At 60.2% G+C, this 19,667-nt stretch carries 21 protein-coding genes and 1 pseudogene; 17 read left to right on the plus strand and 5 right to left on the minus strand.

All coding sequences use genetic code 11. The features are described 5' to 3' along the window. Positions 1 to 287 precede the first annotated feature (287 nt). From ACFFWD_RS08895 to ACFFWD_RS08925, 7 genes are all read left to right on the plus strand, one after another. A complete protein-coding gene (locus tag ACFFWD_RS08895) occupies positions 288 to 521 on the plus strand; it encodes a DUF6894 family protein (RefSeq protein ID WP_376963784.1) in 234 nt (77 codons plus the stop codon). A gap of 10 nt (positions 522 to 531) precedes the next feature. After that, the gene (locus ACFFWD_RS08900; protein WP_376963787.1) at positions 532 to 705 is read left to right on the plus strand and encodes a hypothetical protein; all 174 of its coding nucleotides are present in this window, start codon (positions 532 to 534) and stop codon (positions 703 to 705) included. 117 nt (positions 706 to 822) lie between these two features. Further along, positions 823 to 1,518 carry a CBS domain-containing protein gene (locus ACFFWD_RS08905; protein ID WP_376963789.1) on the plus strand — a complete coding sequence of 232 codons (696 nt, stop codon included), beginning with the start codon at positions 823 to 825 and terminating at the stop codon, positions 1,516 to 1,518. 159 nt (positions 1,519 to 1,677) lie between these two features. After that, complete coding sequence (locus ACFFWD_RS08910) at positions 1,678 to 3,213, plus strand: thymidine phosphorylase family protein (protein ID WP_376963792.1); 1,536 nt, start codon at positions 1,678 to 1,680, stop codon at positions 3,211 to 3,213. Next, entirely contained in the window at positions 3,203 to 3,784 is a 582-nt protein-coding gene (locus ACFFWD_RS08915) for an NAD(P)H-dependent oxidoreductase (protein ID WP_376963795.1), read from the plus strand. The genes ACFFWD_RS08910 and ACFFWD_RS08915 overlap by 11 nt, the downstream gene beginning before the upstream one ends. Before the next feature lie 22 nt (positions 3,785 to 3,806). Further along, the gene (locus tag ACFFWD_RS08920) at positions 3,807 to 5,405 is read left to right on the plus strand and encodes an MBL fold metallo-hydrolase (RefSeq protein WP_376963798.1); all 1,599 of its coding nucleotides are present in this window, start codon (positions 3,807 to 3,809) and stop codon (positions 5,403 to 5,405) included. A gap of 710 nt (positions 5,406 to 6,115) precedes the next feature. After that, a complete protein-coding gene (locus ACFFWD_RS08925; RefSeq protein ID WP_376963801.1) occupies positions 6,116 to 6,532 on the plus strand; it encodes a hypothetical protein in 417 nt (138 codons plus the stop codon). Positions 6,533 to 6,546: 14 nt separating this feature from the next. On the opposite strand, the gene ACFFWD_RS08930 is transcribed toward ACFFWD_RS08925, so the two are convergent. Next, complete coding sequence (locus tag ACFFWD_RS08930) at positions 6,547 to 6,951, minus strand: c-type cytochrome (protein ID WP_376963804.1); 405 nt, start codon at positions 6,949 to 6,951, stop codon at positions 6,547 to 6,549. 184 nt (positions 6,952 to 7,135) lie between these two features. On the opposite strand from ACFFWD_RS08930, the gene ACFFWD_RS08935 reads away from it, so the two are divergent. Next, a complete protein-coding gene (locus ACFFWD_RS08935) occupies positions 7,136 to 7,597 on the plus strand; it encodes a universal stress protein (protein ID WP_376963807.1) in 462 nt (153 codons plus the stop codon). A gap of 330 nt (positions 7,598 to 7,927) precedes the next feature. Here ACFFWD_RS08935 and ACFFWD_RS08940 read toward each other — a convergent pair whose 3' ends face one another. Further along, a complete protein-coding gene (locus ACFFWD_RS08940; RefSeq protein WP_376963810.1) occupies positions 7,928 to 8,659 on the minus strand; it encodes a CBS domain-containing protein in 732 nt (243 codons plus the stop codon). An 802-nt stretch (positions 8,660 to 9,461) separates the two neighbouring features. On the opposite strand from ACFFWD_RS08940, the gene ACFFWD_RS08945 reads away from it, so the two are divergent. Both ACFFWD_RS08945 and groL read left to right on the plus strand, forming a co-directional pair. Further along, positions 9,462 to 9,638, plus strand: a complete 177-nt coding sequence (locus ACFFWD_RS08945; RefSeq protein WP_376963813.1) for a hypothetical protein — start codon at positions 9,462 to 9,464, stop codon at positions 9,636 to 9,638. Between the two features lie 555 nt (positions 9,639 to 10,193). Next, positions 10,194 to 11,819 carry a chaperonin GroEL gene (gene groL / locus ACFFWD_RS08950; RefSeq protein WP_376963846.1) on the plus strand — a complete coding sequence of 542 codons (1,626 nt, stop codon included), beginning with the start codon at positions 10,194 to 10,196 and terminating at the stop codon, positions 11,817 to 11,819. Positions 11,820 to 12,219: 400 nt separating this feature from the next. Here groL and ACFFWD_RS08955 read toward each other — a convergent pair whose 3' ends face one another. Both ACFFWD_RS08955 and ACFFWD_RS08960 read right to left on the minus strand, forming a co-directional pair. After that, a complete protein-coding gene (locus ACFFWD_RS08955; protein ID WP_376963816.1) occupies positions 12,220 to 12,432 on the minus strand; it encodes a YgaP family membrane protein in 213 nt (70 codons plus the stop codon). Between the two features lie 96 nt (positions 12,433 to 12,528). Next, a complete protein-coding gene (locus ACFFWD_RS08960) occupies positions 12,529 to 12,999 on the minus strand; it encodes a CBS domain-containing protein (protein WP_376963819.1) in 471 nt (156 codons plus the stop codon). A 167-nt stretch (positions 13,000 to 13,166) separates the two neighbouring features. Between ACFFWD_RS08960 and ACFFWD_RS08965 the strand changes: the two genes are divergently transcribed. Next, positions 13,167 to 14,003, plus strand: coding sequence for a universal stress protein (locus tag ACFFWD_RS08965; RefSeq protein WP_376963822.1), 837 nt, complete (start codon positions 13,167 to 13,169; stop codon positions 14,001 to 14,003). Positions 14,004 to 14,161: 158 nt separating this feature from the next. Beyond that, positions 14,162 to 14,695 (plus strand): Hsp20/alpha crystallin family protein, encoded by a 534-nt coding sequence (locus tag ACFFWD_RS08970; RefSeq protein WP_376963825.1) that lies wholly within the window; start codon positions 14,162 to 14,164, stop codon positions 14,693 to 14,695. A gap of 416 nt (positions 14,696 to 15,111) precedes the next feature. Here the strand turns inward: ACFFWD_RS08970 and ACFFWD_RS08975 are convergent, their stop codons facing one another. After that, entirely contained in the window at positions 15,112 to 15,576 is a 465-nt protein-coding gene (locus ACFFWD_RS08975) for a baeRF12 domain-containing protein (RefSeq protein WP_376963828.1), read from the minus strand. Between the two features lie 122 nt (positions 15,577 to 15,698). On the opposite strand from ACFFWD_RS08975, the gene ACFFWD_RS08980 reads away from it, so the two are divergent. The 5 genes and pseudogenes from ACFFWD_RS08980 to ACFFWD_RS09000 form a co-directional block, all read left to right on the plus strand. After that, the gene (locus tag ACFFWD_RS08980) at positions 15,699 to 16,385 is read left to right on the plus strand and encodes a CBS domain-containing protein (protein ID WP_376963831.1); all 687 of its coding nucleotides are present in this window, start codon (positions 15,699 to 15,701) and stop codon (positions 16,383 to 16,385) included. A 103-nt stretch (positions 16,386 to 16,488) separates the two neighbouring features. Continuing rightward, entirely contained in the window at positions 16,489 to 16,851 is a 363-nt protein-coding gene (locus ACFFWD_RS08985; protein WP_376963834.1) for a hypothetical protein, read from the plus strand. Between the two features lie 79 nt (positions 16,852 to 16,930). Continuing rightward, complete coding sequence (locus ACFFWD_RS08990) at positions 16,931 to 18,010, plus strand: efflux RND transporter periplasmic adaptor subunit (RefSeq protein ID WP_376963837.1); 1,080 nt, start codon at positions 16,931 to 16,933, stop codon at positions 18,008 to 18,010. Beyond that, positions 18,007 to 19,242: an ABC transporter permease gene (locus ACFFWD_RS08995; RefSeq protein ID WP_376963840.1), complete on the plus strand. Its 1,236-nt coding sequence runs from the start codon at positions 18,007 to 18,009 to the stop codon at positions 19,240 to 19,242. Before ACFFWD_RS08990 ends, ACFFWD_RS08995 begins: the two co-directional genes overlap by 4 nt. Further along, positions 19,239 to 19,616 (plus strand): annotated as a pseudogene (locus ACFFWD_RS09000) (ATP-binding cassette domain-containing protein); the annotation flags it as partial. The gene ACFFWD_RS08995 and the pseudogene ACFFWD_RS09000, both read left to right, overlap by 4 nt. Between the last annotated feature and the right edge of the window lie 51 nt (positions 19,617 to 19,667).

The raw sequence follows: 19,667 nt of genomic DNA on the forward strand, positions 1-19,667 counted from the left end.
CTCGTCGCGCCGAGGCAGGGTTGGTCAACCCTATTCGGGGCGGCGCGCATTCGCCCCAGCATCCGCTTGATTAATGAAACATCGGTGGTCTGTGCCGCACCTTTCGCGTGATCATCTCTTCGCGAGCCAAACGACAAGGATATTTCAACCAGCCTGAATGTCGCTCGCGAGCCGTCTAGTATGGCGATACCCTCCGTTCCTTCCCTTAGGGAATCGACACGAATTTTCCCCTGACATCCTCGATGCTATCGAACCAAGGTGCGGTTCTTGTTTGGAGGAGACGGAAGATGGGTCAGCTCTATTTCCACTGCTCCCACCCCAGAGGGACACTGATCGATCGATGTGGCGCCGTGATGGCCGATCTGACCGAGGCTCGTGACTATGCCACCGGTGTGGTGCACTCGCTTCTCATGTCGCGCGGCTCGGAGGATTGGCGCGGCTGGGTCCTGCACGTCAGCGATGATCTTGGCGACGACGTCTTCGTGATGCCTTTTACATTCGTGCTCGGCAAACCACATTGAGGAGGGTGCCATGTCCATCGCGCGACAATCATTGACAGTACTTGAGCAGCATCTGAGGACGACCGTGACGAAATGGCGCAAGCTGCTCGACACGGCCCGCGACCCCTATCGGCCGGAGCTCTATTACATGCGTGGCCCGGGTCCAAAATGGCACGCGAAGCATCGCCAGGACAACGTCCTGTAACCCTGGCATCCGTCACTGGGAAATGCCGTCTCGAATCTTGATCGAAATCAACCCGGCTGCGAGATGCTCTATTAAGGTCGCAGGCTGACACAGCTCCCCCTCTCGACGGGACACCTCATGCGCGCTCATCAGATCATGACAAGAGACGTCGTTACGGTCACTCCCCACGCTTCGATCATGGATGCAGCCAACATCATGCTGCGCTGTCATTTCAGCGGCCTGCCGGTGATGGATGACACTGGCGCGCTCAAGGGGATGGTATCGGAGCGCGACTTCCTTCGCCGAACTGAAATCGGCACAGGACGGCGGCGCCCGGGCTGGCTGCAGTTTCTCGCGGGACCAGGTAGTGCTGCCGCCGATTTCGTGCACGAACGCGGACGTCACTTAGAAGACGTCATGACCACGAATCCCATCACGGTTGATGAGCAGACCCCGCTGGAGGAGCTCGTGCATCTCATGGAGGCGAATGGGGTGAAGCGCCTGCCCGTGATGAACGGCAAGACGCTGGTTGGCATCGTCACGCGCACCAACATACTCCAGGCGGTCGCCAGCTTGGCGATGGACATTCCGGACCCCACTGCCGATGATCAGCACATTCGCGATCGCATCACGCGCGAGATCCGGAAAACCGATTGGCGTCCAGCTGATTTTTGGGTGACTGTGCGCAACGGCGTGGTTCACCTCCACGGCATCATCTTCGATGACAAGGTCCGCAAGGCGACCATTGTGCTCGCGGAAAACACCTCGGGCGTAAGGGAAGTCCACGACCACCTCTGCTTCGCGGACTCCTATATGGAATCTCCCGAAGACTAGACAGACGTGCGCAACGAGCCCTTTCGCAAGCTAGGTTGTTCGCCTAACGCTGATCGTCGCCGCCCCGGCCCGCGGGTCCTCGATCCCTGATCTGGATCAAGATCATCCCGCGCACTTCGAGATACCTTGCGGCGGCTTGATTGGTTTGGATAGCCCTCGATGAATGCCGTTATGCCACTACGGCCGCAGCTCAAGACTCGACGCGTCAATCTCGACACGGGCCGCGAGAATTTGGTTGTGATCTCGCGCCGCTCGACGGCACTGCGACCTGAGGTATTCCGCGGCTTCAGCCGCGTCGAGCTGCGCCGGGATGACAGAGTGTTGCTGGCGACGCTGCTCTTGACGGACGATGACAGTCTGGTGGGTCCCGGCGAGCTTGGCATCGCCGAGCCCGCCTTTCGGCGCTTCGCAGCGCCGGCCGGCAGCTACGTGGCGGTTACGCCAGCCGCGCCTCCAGCCAGCCTCGACGCCGTGCGCGCGAAGATCAAGGGCAAGACGCTGGCATCGCCCGAGATCGCTTCCATCATCGATGATCTCGCCCATTTCCGCTATTCAGACATGGAAACCGCCGCATTCCTGGTTGGCTCGGCAAGCTTCATGACGACCGGGGAACTACTCGCCTTGACCGACGCCATGGCGAAGGCCGGCACGCAGCTGAGCTGGCAGACGAAGACGGTCGTGGACAAGCATTGCGTCGGCGGCATTCCCGGCAACCGGACGTCCATGATCGTGGTCCCCATCGTCGCCGCGCACGGCCTGACCATTCCGAAGACGTCCTCGCGTGCCATCACCTCGCCCGCCGGCACCGCCGACACGATGGAGGTGTTGACCCGGGTCGACCTCGGCGTCGATGGCATGCGGGAGGTCGTCTCGGCTTGCAACGGCTGCCTCGTGTGGGGCGGCCACGTGAACCTGTCGCCCGCAGACGATATCATGATCGCGGTGGAGCGCCCGCTCGCTCTCGACACGCGCGAGCAGATGGTGGCGTCCATCATGTCGAAGAAGGTGGCCGCTGGATCGACCCATCTGCTGATCGATCTACCCATCGGGCCGAGTGCAAAGCTTGCCAGCGCGGCCGAGGCAATGCGGCTGCGCAAACTGTTCGAGCTCGTCGGCGACCATTTCGGGATTGCCGTGGAAGTCGTCACGACCGACGGCAGTCAACCGATCGGAAACGGCATTGGCCCGGTACTGGAAGCGCAGGATGTGATGGCGGTTCTGGCCAATGAGGCCTACGCACCGGACGATCTGCGCGAGAAGTCGTTGCGACTGGCTGGTCATTTGCTTGAGTACGATCCCGCCTTGCGCGGAGGCGTCGGCTATTTGCGGGCACTCGAGCTGCTCGAAAGCGGCGCGGCCTTGCGCCAGATGCAGAAGATTATCGAAGCACAGGGACCGACACATTGCCGCAACGAAGTCGGCGACGTCGCCGCCGATGTCCGCTCGACCGTTGATGGCTTCGTCTCCACGATCGACTGTCTTCATCTCAATCGGATAGCCCGAACGGCGGGCGCGCCTCTCGACAAGGGCGCCGGCATCAAGGTGTATAAGAAGTTGGGTGACCGTGTGGAAGCCGGCGAGCCGCTTTACCGCATCCATGCCTTCGAACAGTCTAATTTCGATCTGGCGGTATCCATGGCCGGCAAAAACCCCGGCTATGCGATTTCCTCTCCGGGCAATCAGCATGTCCCGTAACATTGTCATCATCCAGGGGCACCCGGATTGCTGCCGCTCCCACTTGTGCCATGCCCTGGCCGACGCCTACGCCGAGGCAGCTATCCAGGCTGGACATACGGTTGTTCGCGTCGATATCGCCCGGATCAATTTTCCGCTGCTGCAAACGGCGGAAGATTTCAACTCGGGTGTCGTGCCGGTGGCTCTCAAGCCGGCCACCGACGCAATCATTGCTGCGGATCATCTTGTTCTTGTATTTCCACTCTGGCTCGGTACCGCTCCGGCCTTGGTCAAGGCCTTCCTTGAGCAGACAATGCGACCCGGTGTCGCCTTTGCTTACGAAGCATTTGGGGCAAAGAAGCTGCTGACCGGCCGATCTGCGCACATTGTTGTCACGATGGGCATGCCCGCGTGGCTCTACCGGACGTTCTTCTGCAGCCACGGCATACGCGCACTCAGCCGGAACGTGTTCAGGTTTGTCGGCTTTTCGCCGATGCGGACGACGATGTTCGGCTCGATCGAGACCGCATCCGACAAGACAAGAAACAGCTGGCTGGCCGTGATGCGACGAAGCGGCGCCGAACCGTGCTAGCCGTCCGAACCTGGGAGAGACGATGAACGTAAGCCTTCAATTCTGCGGCGCAGCCCGCACGGTGACGGGGTCGTGCTATCTGTTCAAATTCCGCGACCAGCAGCTCCTGGTCGATTGCGGCCTGTTCCAGGGTCCCAAGACCCTGAAAGCGCTGAACTACGGCGCACTTCCATTTCGGGCCCAGGATATCGCCGCGGTGCTGCTGACCCATGCGCATATTGACCACAGCGGCCTACTCCCGAAGCTCGTGCGCGAAGGATTTCGCGGCCCCATCATGGCGACGCGGGGCACGATCGACCTCTGCTCCTACATGCTTCCGGACGCCGGCAGCATTCAGGAGGCGGAGGTCACGGCGCTCAACCGTCGCAACACGGCGCGCGGACGTCGCGAAGTCGAACCGATCTACACGCAGGCTGACGCGATTGCCACACTCGACGCCTTTCGTCCCGTAGACTATCAGACTTGGTACGAACCCATCAAAGAAGGTGTGCGAGCCCGGTATTGGAACGCCGGCCATTTGCTGGGCTCCGCATCCATCGAGATCGAATTTGAGGGTGAAGGCAAGTCCGGCCAACCATTGCGGGTCCTTGTCTCCGGCGATCTTGGTCCGGACGCCAAACTGCTGCAGCCCGATCCCGAAGCCCCTGTGGATCTCGACTACGTCATTGCCGAATCGACCTATGGCGATACTGACCGGCCGCCCACGACAGCTGCGACGCGACGAGCGCATCTGGCAACCGAGGTGCGCGATGCGGCGGCCGCCAGAGGCGCCCTGCTCATTCCCGCATTTGCCGTTGAACGCACGCAGGAACTAATCATCGATTTGGTCCAGCTCATGCAGGAAGGCAAGATCCCATCTGCGCCGATCTTCCTCGATTCCCCGCTTGCGATCCGGGCCACAGAAGTGTTCCGGCGCAATGCGGCGGCCCTTGATCCGGAAGTTGATCTTGAGCGGCTGTTCGGTTCGCCACAACTCCACTTCACGAAAACCGTCGACGAGAGCAAATCGATCGCAAGACTGTCCGGCTTCCACATCATCATTGCGGCCAGCGGCATGTGCGATGCCGGCCGGATTCGACACCACCTCAAGCGGTGGCTATGGCGAACTGATGCGACCGTACTCCTGGTCGGCTTCCAGGCTCACGGAACGCTCGGTCGGTTTCTGCATGATGGCGCCAAGGCCGTACGGATCCAGGGCGAGGAGATCAAGGTCGGAGCCCGGATCCGCTATCTCGACGAGTATTCCGGCCACGCTGACGGCCCCGAGCTTGCACGTTGGATCGCTGCCCGGCGTCCGATCCGGCGAGGCATATTCCTGACCCACGGCGAAGAACCCGCCCTGAAGGGCCTCATCGACAGGATCGCCGAGCGTACCATCCCGACGTCGCAGATCTTCACCCCCCTTCTCGATGACGTCTACGAACTTTCGACAGCCGCGCCGACGCCGATCGACGTTTCCCATAAGCGCAGACTTGCGCCCGACTCCGTGGTCAACCTCGATTGGCACAACGATATGTCAAAGCTGATCCTGAACATCAACGCTCGCATCGAAGCTGCGGCGGACGATCGCGCGCGCGGCGTCATTCTGCGGAAGCTCAGAAGAGCGCTCGAGCAGGACTGACGGGAGGGCGCCGCGTTTCCTGAAGCCGCGGCTCCACTTTGACGAGGATCAATGCGTGTCGGCGGCCTCAAGCCAGGCTCTTGAGCCAAAGTCAGGAGTTTGCGCCATGGTGGAACCCAAAATTGCCATGATGATATTGCTCATTGGATCAATTCTGTTGTCGGTGTATCTGACGACCCTCCCCCATTGGACCCGCATACTGCCCGCGACGCTGAGGCCCTCAGCCAAGCCTCGGGGCCACGCGTCCGTTCGCGGGCGTCCCTCTCGGAGACTCTGATCTTTGTGTGCCGCAAAGCGACCTACGAGTCTGGTGGGGACAAGGAGGTCAATACTTTCAAGTTGGCCTATCAAACGGATTTGGAGGACCAAGGCGGCTCGCAATTCCGAAACTACGCGTTGACTACTCGGGCAGGCCCTACTTCCGCATAGCCACTACGAAGCGCCTGAGGTTAGCGGGATATTCGAGTGCATCGTGCGGCGATGAAAAGCCAAATTGGGCCCAGTGATTGAGACGACGATCGTGGCCCGCACGCAATCCGCGATCGCCCGCCAAGCCTGAGCCGTCCCCATCTTATTGATCCATCGCAATATCTCTCGACGCGACATCTGCGACTATCACCGGTGTGCAAGAATCCCCGCTCATTGTCTCAAAGGGACCCTACCTGCCGGCGCAGCTGGCCAGAACTAAATCTCAGAGGATGGAGGGTGCGATGACGACAACCCAGCACGAACCTTATCCTTTCGTCACGAAAGTCATCGAACTGTTCGGCCACTGGCTCAAGCAGCGTCGAGAGTTGAATGAGCTGATGGAGTTCGCAGCCGATCCGGGCGAGCTGGAGCGGGTTGCGCGCGAGCTCAACGTGACGCCCGCCGATCTCGAGAGGTTGGTGCGGCAGGGCTCGCAGAGCGCGAACGAGTTACCGTATACGCTCACGGCACTTGGCATCGACGAAACGGCATTGCGGCGTGCGCAGCCGGCCTTGTTGCGCGACATGGAGCGCGTTTGTTCGTTCTGTACACACAAGCGCCGCTGCCACGAGGAGCTGGCCGCCGGCACTGCTGCGACGAACTATGTGGAGTATTGCGAGAACGCGGATACAATCGACATAGTGAGGTTCAAGAGCTGAAGCTTATCACGTGATCAAGACCCGGCCGCCGCGCGATCTGATGGCGCGCACGAGGCGGGCGATGCCATCAGAGCTTTGGAGCGAGCTATTACGGCGACGGCTAACTTAACAAAGCTGAGGTAGGAAGCGAGCGCCTCGATTTCAGCAGGCCCCAACGAACGAGCGACGATAGGCACCGGAGTGCCCACGCCCGTCTGGTAGCCTTGTCCCCATTGCTCGAGGCGCGGCTTCAGATAGGTATAGGCCAGGCCTCCGAAACGCGGGATATCCCGCACACCCTCGCAACTCGGACCGTGACAGGCATAGCAGGACGCGATGTTGGCCTCGGGAATTCCGTCCATGTAGATCGCTCTGCCCCTGGCGGCGAGATCGTCCCGGTGCTGATTTTGCACTGAATGGCCGATGGATCTGCCGGCCACGGAGATATGCGGGGGTCAACTGTATGACGCGTGTTGCATTGGTGACGGGGGTACGCGGGGCGGAGGTGTCGCCATCTTTGATCTACATCATAGGGCCAGACGCATAGAACGGCCATATTGACGGGCGACCTCCGGCTAGAAAAGGCGATCAAAGAAATTAGGGAGAAGAATTAGGGAGGAATTCATGTACGAACACATCCTCATCCCCACCGATGGCTCAGAGCTGTCGCGGAAGGCGATTGAGCACGGTATCGCTTTGGCGAGGTCGGTCAACGCCAAAGTCACCGTCATGACGGTAACGGCGCCCTTTCACGTGTTCGCGGTCGAGCCCGGTATGGTCACCGATACACCTGAACAATACGAAAAACACGCGGCGAATCTCGCCGCCAAAGATCTCAGTGCTGCAACGGAAGTCGCAAAGGCAGCTGGAATTAGCTGCGACACTATGCGTGTTGAGCACGAACACGCGTACCGTGCCATCATTGATACGGCAGCACAGAAGATCTGCGATTTGATCGTGATGGCTTCACATGGTCGGCGTGGGATTTCTGCGATCGTTCTTGGGAGCGAGACCGTTAAAGTGCTGACACACAGCGCCGTCCCGGTCCTCGTCGTTCGCGCCCGACCGCCAAGCTTCGCATCTTAGCCGGTATTGTAAAGATCGGGAGACGTTGGCGACGGCTGCGCTATAGTTGTCAAAGGGCGGACGGCCGCAAGATCGGGCACCGAGGCGGCGCGTGGACCGCAGTCAACTTAACGGCGCTGGAAAGTCTCTCTCTGTCGGCTTCCAGCTTGCGCGGCCGTTGGTTAAGAACGTCGAGAATACGGTCATCCTGGTCCATTCAACTGCGCACTGAAGGGGTCGCTGCGCGATCCGAAGGCAGGCTGACTCCGCAACCGCGGCAGCACCGGATTATGCTGCCAGACTTATTTTCAGTGCCGCTAACGATATACGCACAAATTCGTTGCGTCCGGGTCATGACGCACTTGCGGACTCTTCGTCTTCCTGTGAGTTCAGCGTCACCCCTGACATCGGATCCATCCAGCGGAGTTGGTCATGCACCTTCACGACGCCATCGACATTCTCAGCAGCGACGATCGCGGCCCGGCGCGCCTGCTCCTCAGTGACGATGCCGCTCAGGTGGACGATGCGGTCGCGAACGATTACGCTCAGGCCGAAGGGACACCAGTCGTTCTTCTCGATCGCATTGATGACGCAATTGCGAATATGGTCGTCGCCGGCGGCGGTTGGATCGGGCACTGGCCGAGCGAGGCTCGCCACAGCCTGGAGCAGATTGGCGCGAGTGACTATGCCAACGATCGTATCGCCGCGGAGAACGAGTAGCCGCTTGACGTTCTTCTTTTCCATAAGATCGACGACTGCTGGCAGGGGCATATCCTCCGTCACGGTCACCGGCACCGATGTCATGATTTCCGAGATCTTGCGACCATGTTGGCGAATGTAATCAATCGCGGACTGCTCCGGCCTGAAAACGAAATCCAGCCAGCGACCGGGCCCGTGCTGCGTGCCGATTTCACTGCGGCGAATGAAATCATCTTCTGAGACGATGCCGGTCAGCTTGCCCATCGCATCGACCACGGGAAGGCCGCTAATGCGATACTTAAGCATGATGTTCGCGGCTTCGACAATGGTCGTGTCGGGTGTGACGGCAATGACCGGCCTCGTCATGATCTGATGGACGCGCATGGTGACCTCCATTCGATGGGACATCAACGTTGGTAGAGTCATCGTCTGCAGCATCTCACACGTCACGCCGCCAGCAGACTGTCCCACAGCCTGGAATGCCGGTGGGCTCCCATCCCCAGCATGTCGAGACTTTCATCGGCATTTAGTGATCATGACGCGCCGCTCCAGACAGCAAGTTGAATAGTCTCAGTCTCCGTGAGCAGCCGTATTGACGTGAATCAAGCGTCAGCACCGGGCCAGATACTCCCGTTCGCCGGTTCCCAGGGTGTAGACGATCAGCTCCCCCTCGGAAGAGCAAGGCTCTTGGCAATGCGGCAGCTGCGAGATAGGCGACAGTGATCGTCGTCACCTTTGGAGCGAGCCCCGCGGCATCGCAACAAAGCCGAGGACCGGCGCAAATGGACCGAGCGCCAGGACGGCAACCAGCGCTCCTAGGGAACTTACGACTCCCATCACCGATGGCAGGCCGGTTCTCGGTGTCAATCTATCCTGCGTCCTCTCCAGGTGCGCGCGCATGACTCCACGCTGTCGCGATCTGATGCAGCGTAGGGGGTTGATGTGATGACGTCGGAATTCATTTATGTCGTACCGAAACCAGACTGACACGGGTGCTCGAGCTGATGTCAATTACCGCGTCCGCAGCATGCCCGTGCTTGAAGCGGACCAAGCGGCTTGCCGCCGGACGAGATCGACACGGCCTAGCCCGCGCAACAGGATGGCGGTCGTCGCTGCTGTGCTGATTGATGTGCATCAATGCGCTCAGGGCCGATCGCTTTCAATGATAAACTTAATGGAGGAGAACATGTCGATCTTGTTGGTTCAGCAAACCTTCCGGCAGGCTCTTCGCACGATGGGGAGGTGGCTGCGAGATTGGATACGGGGATTTTCAAGCCACTCGCAGTTGGACGGAGCTCCCAAGATCGTCTCGCACGATTTGCTGTGCGATCTCGCCGATGCAGATTGGGAGGATTATGACTGAAATCGGTGGTACCGGCCTTTCTTGAATGGAGACCACGCCCATCAGCACGAATTTTGTCGTTCGGTTTTGGGCCGCCTTCATGAAAGACTTTGGTGCCCAAGGCTATTTGTGAATTGGCTATCGCCAGACTTGCGCAGGCGAACGGACAGCCTGTGTCGTTCTTCTCCGGCACAAAATCGCATCCGGTCCAGCCGACGGTGATCAAATCCTCAATGGTCATGACGCCGGTCACGGACCACGCAGCATCCTCGGTCACCCGGCGAGCCTCCTGGCATCAACCCTACCTTCCAGAAGACATTGATCGTCGTTCTTCCTTCACGACCACCCGGATCGCTTTGCCCTCGTTCGGTTCGTGGACCATTTCGATCCCTTCGCCCGAAGCACTGTCGAAGCTGGGCCAAGTGGCCGAGGCGAAAAGCAGTTGCCCCAGATCAAGCCTTGTCTTGTTTGATTGGGATCAACGGGCCTCGTCCCGCGCCAGCTATTCTGTCACGCGGGTTGATGGCGCTGCGGCACGTCTGCTGCGGCCTTGCCGAAGACGGACGGAGCGACTTCATGGCACACAAACAAATCCTGTTTCACTCAGCCGCCCGCGAGAAGGTTCTGCGCGGCGCTACCCTCCTAGCCGATGCGGTGCGCGTCACTCTCGGGCCCAAGTCCAAATCGGTCCTCATTCAGAAGAACTGGGGCGCGCCGATCGTGTGCAATGACGGCGTGACCATCGCCAAGGAATTTGATCTGACGGATCCCGAAGAGAACCTCGGCGCACGGGTGCTCAGGCAGGCCGCCGAGAAAACCGGCGACGTCGTCGGCGATGGGACCAGTACGGCGACCATCCTCGCGCATGCGATTCTGTCCGATGGCGTTCGCAACGTCGTCGCCGGCGCCAGCGCCATCGACCTGAAGCGCGGACTTGACCGGGGTGTCCGCGCCGCGATCGACGCCCTCCGCGCCATGTCCAGGCCGGTCAAGACAAAGTCAGAAAAGGCACAGGTCGCAACCATCTCGGCCCACAATGATTCCGCCGTTGGCGCGCTTGTTGCTGACGCCGTTGAGAAGGTCGGCGGCGACGGCGTCATCTCCGTGGAGGAATCCAAGACAACCGAGACGACGCTCGAGGTCGTTGACGGCATGAAGTTCGACAGGGGGTATCTCTCACCTTACTTCGTCACGGATGCCGAACGGATGGAAGCGGTGCTGGAAACTCCCCTCGTTCTGCTCTGCGATCACAAGATCGGCGCGCTGCGCGATCTCATCCCGCCGCTGGAGCAGGTGGCCAAGTCCGGACAACCTCTGTTGATCATCGCCGAGAACGTCGAAGGCGAAGCGCTTGCGACGCTGATCGTCAATCAGTTGCGCGGCGTGCTCAAGGCTTGCGCGGTGAAGGCGCCGGGCTTCGGCGACCGGCGCAAGGCCATGCTCGAGGACATCGCGATCCTGACCGGCGCGCAGGTCATCGCGGACGAACTCGGGCTGAAGCTGGAGAACGCGACGCTCCAGCAGCTTGGCCGAGCCGTCCGCGTGGTTGCGGACAAGGAGAGTACGACCCTGATCGGCAGCAATGGCGACCGCGCCCGCGTCGAAGCGCGGATCCAGCAGATCCGTCGTGAAATCGAGAAGACGACCAGCGATTACGATCGCGAGAAGCTTGAAGAACGGCTTGCAAAACTGTCCGGCGGCGTTGCCGTCATTCGGGTGGGAGCTCCGACCGAGGCCGAAATGAAGGCCAAGAAGGAGGCGCTGGACGATGCTATCAGTTCAACCCAGGCCGCGATCGCAGAAGGCATCGTACCGGGTGGCGGACTTGCCCTTCTGAAGTGCATCGAGGCGGTCAATCGCGAAGAAGAGGCCTGCCGCGGCGACGAAAAGACCGGTGTCGGCATCCTGAAACGGGCCCTGGAGGCACCAGCCCGTCAGATCGCCGAGAACTCGGCCGTCGATGGCGGCGTCGTCGTTGCGAAGATGATGGCGGGCCAAGGTAACTTTGGTTTTGACGCGGCTCGCAAGGAATATGTCGACCTTGTGGAGGCTGGCATCATCGACCCGGTAAAAGTGCTCCGAACGGCCCTGGAGAATGCGGTGTCAGTCGCGAGCGTACTGCTGCTCACCGAAGCCACCATGACGGAAATCCCCGAGGCCGCCAAGAGAGAACATTCGGCGGAGCCCGAGCTCGCGGTGTGATCCCGGTTGACTGCTGGTGGCGGCGCCCCGGGGCCGGGGTTGATCCGCATCAAGATCATCCATTCCCCCAAATGCAAGGCTTGCTTTGGTTTATCACACGGCTTGTCGACGAATGGATCAATCAGAGCGACCAAAGCAGCGGAGTTTCGACGATCCCGGCACCGGAGCAGCAGCGTTCAATGCCCCGATGACGACGCCGGACCACTCCGCGCCACGCCAGCGTCGTCGAAGCGGTCCGATCGTCTCCTGGTACGGCCGTCTGCTCATCGTTGGAGCATTGCTGGTAGCGGCCAGCTGGGAGATTTTTCGGCTGCTCCTTGCCGTCCTCACCCTTGATTGAAAGCCCGTTGCCTCAGATCGACAAGGGTCAGGTTCGTGCCCATAAATGTTGCCAACCTGCTCAAGCTGAACTTGGCTTGCGCCGCGTGCTCACTCCCAACAGCGTATAGAGCGGGCAATACGAGAAGAAGGCGGTCACGATTAGGACCAGGCCTATCGTCCCCATGACCAGCCAACTCTCCCCGAGCGCGCCATCCTTCACAGTGTAGGCGATCAGAGCCAAGCCAATGACGATCCTAACGAACTGATCGATGCGTCCAATGTTGCGCGTCATCGCAGAAGGCCTCCATTTGATCGAAGCCTATTCTGAACACACCAGAACCCGTACGATTTGATCCTGATCAAGGCGTGGTCCACGATGTCGGCATCATTAGCACAGACCTGAAGTTGTCGAGTTGCTGAGACTTCGCTCGAGCGCTGCGAGCAACTGCGAGCGACCAACGATGCCAACGACCCGCCGGTCGCGGAGCACCAGCACCTGCGAGATCTGATGACTGTCCATTTCGGCGACGATCTCGTCCACCCTGGCATTCTCGTCGACGCAAACGGGCTTGCGGCTCATCACGGCATCAACCCGAAGGGCTCGAGTCCGCTCGCGGGCAAGCTGCCCTTCCTCTCTTCCGAGCAGCCATTCGAACCAGAACCCCTCGGGGCAATGCACGCCAAGCTCGCGACGATGAAGAAAATCGCCCTCGGAGATCACGCCAACCAGCGACCCGGTGTCGTCGAGCACCGGCAAGCCGCGTTGACCGGTCTCCAGCAAGAGGCGGACGGCATTGAGTAACGGCGCGCCCGGTTTCGTCGTCGTGAACGAGGTGCGCATGACGTCAGTCGCTAACATAACATGCTCCGTCGAACTTGGCGGCTACGCTTGCAATTCTGCAGCAATGACCTCGCCCGCGTTTGATATGCGTCAACCGCAAGCAAGTGGCACTTCCTGACCTGGATCAATACGCCGAAGCTCCATCCCTGCTCCTATCCCACTCCCGGCTGGTCAAAGGAGTACCCATGTTCAGGAACTTGCTGGCACTCATCCCTTCCGAACGTCCGGTCCGGCCGGCCGTTGACGGCTCGATCTTCATGGCTATGGCCTGCAGCGCCCATGTCGACGCATTGGCGATTGGCTACGAGCCGACCCATGTTCCGATCGGGGCAGTCGGGATCCCAGCCACGCCAATGGTCTTCGAGGATGAGCGCATTCGTGCGGTCGAGCGCGCAGAGATTGCAATTAGCGTATTTGAGACGGAAGCCAGGAACGCGGGGCTGCTCTACCACTGTCGTACGATTAGCGCCATTCCGGCGGAGGCACTCACCATCGCGAGCGCCGCCGCGCGGCTTCATGATCTCACGATTGCATTGCAACCCGATTTGGAACTATCCACGTTCGATAATGACCTTTCCAGGGAACTCCTGTTCCAATCAGGCGGACCCGTCCTATTCATACCCTACACGTTCCGCGGGTCTTTTGCGCCAAGGCGCATCGGGATCTGTTGGGACGGAAGCCGTCTCGCCAGCCGTGCATTCCGAGACGCGATGCCACTGATCGAGAAGGCTGAGGCGCTCACGATCATCACGATCGAGAACTCAGGGACCATCCACGAGGAGGCCAGCCCTGAACGACTGGTCCAGCATCTTGCGCGGGTCGGCCTGCCTGCAAGGATTGTGAGATTTCCGGCGCGGCATTCCGAAATTCAGCCAACCATCCTGTCCGTCGCGGCGGATCAACGCCTTGATCTGCTGGTGATGGGCGGCTATGGGCACTCCCGCCTGCAGGAGAGGATTCTCGGCGGCGTGACACGGGATATGCTGCAATGCATGGCCGTGCCGACGATCATGTCGCATTGACGGCCGTGCCAGAGGCTCCTCAGCCGCTTTCCCCCCGCCGAACTAAGCAAGGTTGAGGGCCGCCCGAACGCGCCAGATTTGATCTGTCGCAAAAGATGCTTCCTTGGACGGATCTATTCTTTCACTGTCAACTTAATCCAGCACATGAGGTCGGGAAAATGGCTGACAATGCAAGCAAGATTCCTGTCAGGGCCGATGATAAAGCGACAGCTGTTTCGCCGGCGTGGCGTCCATTTGAAAGCCTGCGGAGCGAAATGAACCGCTTGTTCGACGACTTCGATCGTGGTTTCTGGCGCTCGCCCTTCCGCAACTCGATCTTCGACATCGTGCCGTTCGCTCAGCGCCAGATTGCCTGGCCCACTGCGCCGGCCGTCGACGTTGTTGAGAAAGACAACGCCTACGAGATCACGGCAGAGCTGCCCGGCATGGACGAGAAGAACGTCGAAGTGATGGTTGCCAACGAAACCCTGACGATCAAGGGAGAGAAGCGCGAAGAAAGGGAAGAGCAGAAGAAGGACTACTATCTGCAGGAACGCCACTTCGGCTCATTCGAGCGATCCCTTGCAGTACCGCAAGGCGTGGACGTCGACAAGATAGAGGCGTCGTTCACCAAGGGCGTGCTCACGGTGACGCTTCCCAAGAAACCCGAGGCGGTCAAGCCGGAAAAGAAGATTTCTGTGAAGGCCGCCTGATCCTCCAGCGACTCCCCGACTGCTCCGGATTGCATCTGCCGTCTGGGGCATTTTTTCGTCAGCAGCGCGTGGTCACTGAGCGGTTTGTTTCTACCGCAGATGAGTAGTGATTACCTCGACCAAGATTCCCTTGATCGTCTGCCTCACCACGGCCGGCCTCTGGCCGGCCGCATTGCGTCATTTGTCTTCTAACGAGAGCCGATCCGGACCTGCTTAGTGCCGCCCGATCGATCACTCGTCAAAGGCCGGCGGCTCCCGCAGTTCACACCGGTCTCCTTCCACCGGCTCGCTCTCGCCGAGGGGTTGATCGCGCTCGATGTCGACTTGGTGCTCATTGGTGAAGCCCGGCGCTTCGTCTACCTCATCGGTAGGCCCACTGCGCCTCTTTCGTGGAACGCAACATATGCCGGCAGACATTATGTCAGGCGCGCGGCACATGTGGTGTGTCCTAGCAAATGCTTCTCGATTTCGCCGACAGGATGCCTGGTCAACTCTTTCGCGACCTCCGCCACAATGTGGCGCTTCACGTCGGGGTGGACGGCTAGGCGAAGCTCGGCCAGCGTGCGGATCGGTGCAACGATAACGAGCGCTTTGACACCTCCGCGGCGGACAATCTTCTCCGCAGCTTCCGCCACACGCTTTATGAAACGATGTTCACCCAGATCGTGCCAGTCAGTGCCCTCGACTGCGCTTCTTGGCCCCAACACCTGGCGTACGCGCCCGGGGCGATCGCTGCCCTGTTCACGAGTGGGCGGATTTTGATCTTCGAAGACAGCCTGCGCCTTCAGGTTCGGATATGCCTCGTCGCCTTCGTTGCGAAGGAACAGCGCCTTCCGGCCATCACCAACGATCACCAGGGCATCATGGGGAATTCTGGTCATTGAGCTTGTCCTCCGTCGTTGGCGCAAATTTTGCGGTCCCCTGACGGAAACGGCCTTGATCCCGGTCAATTCTGACGAGCCGGTACCCTGCCAAGATTGATAAGTAACATTGGAGGTTGGTCATGCAAGCACGCGACGTGATGATTTCTCCCGTGACCACAGCCGGCACGACCGCAACCGTCCGACAGGTCGCCAAGACCCTGCTGGAGCACCGCATCAGCGCGGTTCCCGTCGTCGATGGCGATGGCAAACTTGTCGGCATCGTCACGGAAGGCGACCTGCTGCATCGAACCGAGGCAGGAACCGAGCGCCCCTATTCTTGGTGGCTACGTCTGTTAACCGGTGACGCACAAATGGCCGCCGATTACGTCAAGTCGCACGCCGTCAAGGTCAGCGACATCATGACCCGGCAAGTCGTGACGGCCCTTCCCGAGACACCGTTGCACGAAATCGCGATGCTGCTCGAAAAGCACCAGATCAAGAGTGTTCCGATCATCAACAAAGTCGGCCAGTTCGTCGGTATCGTCAGCCGGGCCAACCTGGTCCAGGCGGTCGCGAGCGCCCGACCGAAGCTCGAGATTTCACCTCCCGATTCAATCATCCGGCAGAAGCTGCTGGACGAGCTCAAAAAGCAACCGTGGGTCCACACTTTCAACCTGAACGCCACCGTAAAGAATGGGGTGGTCGACCTATGGGGCTTTGCTCCGTCTGCTGATGAACGCACGGCGATCCGCGTCGCCGCTGAAGCGATTCCGGGCGTTGCGATGGTGAACGATCACCTCCTGGAAACACCAATTCTCGCCTACTGATCTCAAGCAGATCTTCCAGGCGCCGCTAATGCTCGGTTGACACAGGTCAAGGTGACCCGGTCGTCATCGTGCGAAGATTCCAAAAGCCTCTAGGAGAGCGGTAATGACGCAGGCAAATGTGGGTCGCGGCAATGGCACTGCAGGGGACGCAGCTCGCAACTTCGCCAAGCGTGTAATCGCGGTGCAGGCGGAGTTCTCGGAAAAGCTCGTCGAAGCTCACCGACACTGGCTCGAGCAGGTGCAGATCGAATCAACGCGAGCGCTTGAGCTGCTCCGGAATATCAGCGGCACGGCCTCGGCCGCTCAACAGATCACGAGCACCCAGACGTGGATGAAAGGAGTTACTGAGCGCGCCGCTGAGAACACGATCTTCGCGATCGAAACTGCGCAAGCTCTCGGCAAGATCGAGCTCAGGCTCTTTGCGCGCGAGCTCGAGCCAGACGAAGCCTCGACAGCCGCTGCCTGAGAGGCTTGACGGGGCCAGCCGCCTATATTGCACCTGCGCCTAGGACCGAGGCGATGATGATGGGTGAGGTCGAACGGCAATGAACGTACAGCTGCGATCGGTCCTGGCGCCGGAACCGCCGGCGAAGGACGCAGCAGGACCGTCGAGGTTCGGCTGGAAGCTGATCGGCGGCCTTTTACTGATCGTGACAGCAGCCACCGTTGCCTGGTGGTATCTGCGCGGCCCTGAAATCACGGTCGTGCGCGTCACCCGTGGCGCAGTGGCCGAGATCGTTTATGCTACCGGATCAGTCGAGCCCGAGACTTGGTCGCGCCTCACGCCGCTGGTGCGTGGTCGCATCATCGAACGCTGCCGCTGCGAAGGCAGAGCGGTCAAGAAAGGAGAGCGCCTGGCGCGGCTCGACGACACCGAAGCTCAGGCGACGCTGAACGACCTGCGGGCGCTGGAGGACTACCAACAGCAGGAATTCGACCGGCAATCGCGACTGCTCGCCCGCGGTGCGACGACCTCGCAAAACCAACAAAAGGCCGCAAGCGACCTTGCGCGCATCCAAGCGCAGATTGCCGCACAGGCGCAACGGTTGCGATACTACGAGATTGTCGCTCCGATGGATGGCACAGTGCTCCGCGAGGACGGTGAAATTGGCGACATGGTCGATCCCGGAACGATCCTCTATCGCATCGGGCTCGCAAAGCCGCTCTGGGTCGTCGCCGAGGTCAACGAGGAGGACGTGCCGCGCATCTCGCCCGGACTGAAGGTCTTGTTGCGCACGGACGCCTTTGCCGGGAAGGTGCTGCCGGGCTTTGTCAAGGAGATCACCCCCGCCGGCGACCCGGTGGCCAAGACCTTCCGGGTCCGGATCGGATTACCCGACGACACCCCGCTCCACGTCGGCATGAGCGTGGAAGCCAATATCGTCGCTCGTGAAAAACAGAATGCCCTGGTTGTCCCGGCCAATACCCTCGTCGGTCACGACGTCCTGGTCGTCAAGGATAGTCGCCCGGCCCTGCGCAGGGTCGAGACCGGCATTCGCGGCACCAGCAATGTCGAGATCGTGGCAGGCCTTGAACAAGACGAAACGGTCGCATCGCCCGCGACGGCCAACATCGTGAAACGTCGGCAAGTCCGGGTGCGGATGGTGGACACGGCAGAGCCATGAAACTGATCCTGGCCATCGCGTGGATGCATATCACCTACCGCGCACGCCAGACGCTGGTAGCTATGGCCGGCGTCGTCACCGGCGTCGGATTTTCTATCATGATGGCCGCGCTGATGGAGGGCTCGCAGAACGACTTCATCTCTACGCTCGTCGATGCATTACCGCACATCTCCGTCACCGACGAATTGCGCGAGCCGACGCCCCAACCTGCCGACCTCGTCTACTCCGCAGTGGAGTTCCACGGCCTCACGCCGGAAGTGCGGCGACCGGGCATCAAGAATCCGATGGCGACGATCGCTTCTTTGCAGACGTGGGTGCCGGGCACGCTCACGCCCTCGGTACAGTCGAAGGCCATTCTGCGCTTCGCCGGGCGCAGCCTGACGGTCTCCGTGATCGGCATCGATCCGCGCACCGAGGCGAACGTTTCCAACCTTGCCACCCACATGCGCGAAGGACGCCTGACCTCGCTCTATCGCGCGTCCAGCGCGATCCTGCTCGGCGACCGGCTCGCTCGCAAGATCGGCGCACACGTTAACTCCAACATCACGCTGGTTTCCGCCGAAGGTATCACCCTGACAGCAACAGTGGTCGGCACCTTCCATTCGGGTTTCCGCGCGACCGACGAAACGACAGGTTACGTCCTGCTGCGCTCCGCGCAGACCCTTGAGAATCAGACCGGCGTCGTGAACGAGATCCGTGTTCGCGCGCGCAACCCGATGGACGCGCGCCTGATCAGCGAGCGCATCGGCGAGCAGACCGGCTACAGATCGATCTCGTGGCAGGAAGCTCAGGAGGACCTGCTTTCCGCCATCACCATCCGGAACGTGCTGATGTACACGATCGTGAGCGCGATTCTCCTGGTCGCGAGCTTTGGGACCTACAACATCATATCGACCATCACGCGCGAAAAGACTCGTGATATCGCGATCTTGAAATCGCTTGGATTCCGGAATCGTACCATCAAGGCGATCTTCATAATCGAAGCCCTGGCGATCGGTCTGGTCGGCTCGGCACTCGGTTGGGGTTTCGGCTATCTCCTAACGCGGGGGATGGCATCGCTGGAATTCAAAAGCCCGTTCTCGGACTATAACCATTTGCCGGTGCTATACTCGATTATTCACTATGCAATGGCGACCTCGGTCGCGTTGGTTTCGAGCCTCATCGCCGGGTATTTTCCGGCACGCGCTGCCGCGAGGGTCAATCCAGTCGACATCATCAGGGGCGCGACATGACGACAACGCTGATCGAGGCGCGGGACGCGACCAAAATACTGCCCGGCATCGTCCCTGTGACACTCGTTCGTGATATTGACTTGTCGATCGGCTCTCGTGAGCTCATCGCGATCACCGGTCCTTCGGGGTCTGGCAAGTCATCCTTGCTCTATCTGCTTGGCCTCCTCGACCTCCCGACCAGTGGCGACGTCATGGTCAACGGCCGCTCGACCACGACGATGAGCGAAGAGGAGCGTGCCTATGTTCGGTTGACCCAGTTCGGCTTCGTCTTCCAGTTTCATTTCCTGCTGCAGGAATTCTCAATCGCGGAGAACGTCGCGCTGCCGATGCGTGCTCTTGGCAAACTTTCACAGGCAGCGATCAGGGCTAGGAGCCTGTCCAGTTAGCTCCGGGAAGGCGGTTTTATCCTAATGATAGCGGTTCAT

The sequence above is a fragment of the Bradyrhizobium erythrophlei genome (assembly GCF_042430365.1).
In the GTDB taxonomy this organism is placed as follows: domain Bacteria; phylum Pseudomonadota; class Alphaproteobacteria; order Rhizobiales; family Xanthobacteraceae; genus Bradyrhizobium; species Bradyrhizobium erythrophlei.

Bases quoted from the DNA above. Each gene is read 5' to 3' on its own strand.
- ACFFWD_RS08895 (WP_376963784.1), top strand. From the start codon at position 288: ATGGGTCAGCTCTATTTCCACTGCTCCCACCCCAGAGGGACACTGATC.
- ACFFWD_RS08900 (WP_376963787.1), top strand. From the start codon at position 532: ATGTCCATCGCGCGACAATCATTGACAGTACTTGAGCAGCATCTGAGG.
- ACFFWD_RS08905 (WP_376963789.1), top strand. From the start codon at position 823: ATGCGCGCTCATCAGATCATGACAAGAGACGTCGTTACGGTCACTCCC.
- ACFFWD_RS08910 (WP_376963792.1), top strand. From the start codon at position 1,678: ATGAATGCCGTTATGCCACTACGGCCGCAGCTCAAGACTCGACGCGTC.
- ACFFWD_RS08915 (WP_376963795.1), top strand. From the start codon at position 3,203: ATGTCCCGTAACATTGTCATCATCCAGGGGCACCCGGATTGCTGCCGC.
- ACFFWD_RS08920 (WP_376963798.1), top strand. From the start codon at position 3,807: ATGAACGTAAGCCTTCAATTCTGCGGCGCAGCCCGCACGGTGACGGGG.
- ACFFWD_RS08925 (WP_376963801.1), top strand. From the start codon at position 6,116: ATGACGACAACCCAGCACGAACCTTATCCTTTCGTCACGAAAGTCATC.
- ACFFWD_RS08935 (WP_376963807.1), top strand. From the start codon at position 7,136: ATGTACGAACACATCCTCATCCCCACCGATGGCTCAGAGCTGTCGCGG.
- ACFFWD_RS08940 (WP_376963810.1), bottom strand. From the start codon at position 8,659: ATGCGCGTCCATCAGATCATGACGAGGCCGGTCATTGCCGTCACACCC.
- ACFFWD_RS08945 (WP_376963813.1), top strand. From the start codon at position 9,462: ATGTCGATCTTGTTGGTTCAGCAAACCTTCCGGCAGGCTCTTCGCACG.
- groL (WP_376963846.1), top strand. From the start codon at position 10,194: ATGGCACACAAACAAATCCTGTTTCACTCAGCCGCCCGCGAGAAGGTT.
- ACFFWD_RS08955 (WP_376963816.1), bottom strand. From the start codon at position 12,432: ATGACGCGCAACATTGGACGCATCGATCAGTTCGTTAGGATCGTCATT.
- ACFFWD_RS08960 (WP_376963819.1), bottom strand. From the start codon at position 12,999: ATGTTAGCGACTGACGTCATGCGCACCTCGTTCACGACGACGAAACCG.
- ACFFWD_RS08965 (WP_376963822.1), top strand. From the start codon at position 13,167: ATGTTCAGGAACTTGCTGGCACTCATCCCTTCCGAACGTCCGGTCCGG.
- ACFFWD_RS08970 (WP_376963825.1), top strand. From the start codon at position 14,162: ATGGCTGACAATGCAAGCAAGATTCCTGTCAGGGCCGATGATAAAGCG.
- ACFFWD_RS08975 (WP_376963828.1), bottom strand. From the start codon at position 15,576: ATGACCAGAATTCCCCATGATGCCCTGGTGATCGTTGGTGATGGCCGG.
- ACFFWD_RS08980 (WP_376963831.1), top strand. From the start codon at position 15,699: ATGCAAGCACGCGACGTGATGATTTCTCCCGTGACCACAGCCGGCACG.
- ACFFWD_RS08985 (WP_376963834.1), top strand. From the start codon at position 16,489: ATGACGCAGGCAAATGTGGGTCGCGGCAATGGCACTGCAGGGGACGCA.
- ACFFWD_RS08990 (WP_376963837.1), top strand. From the start codon at position 16,931: ATGAACGTACAGCTGCGATCGGTCCTGGCGCCGGAACCGCCGGCGAAG.
- ACFFWD_RS08995 (WP_376963840.1), top strand. From the start codon at position 18,007: ATGAAACTGATCCTGGCCATCGCGTGGATGCATATCACCTACCGCGCA.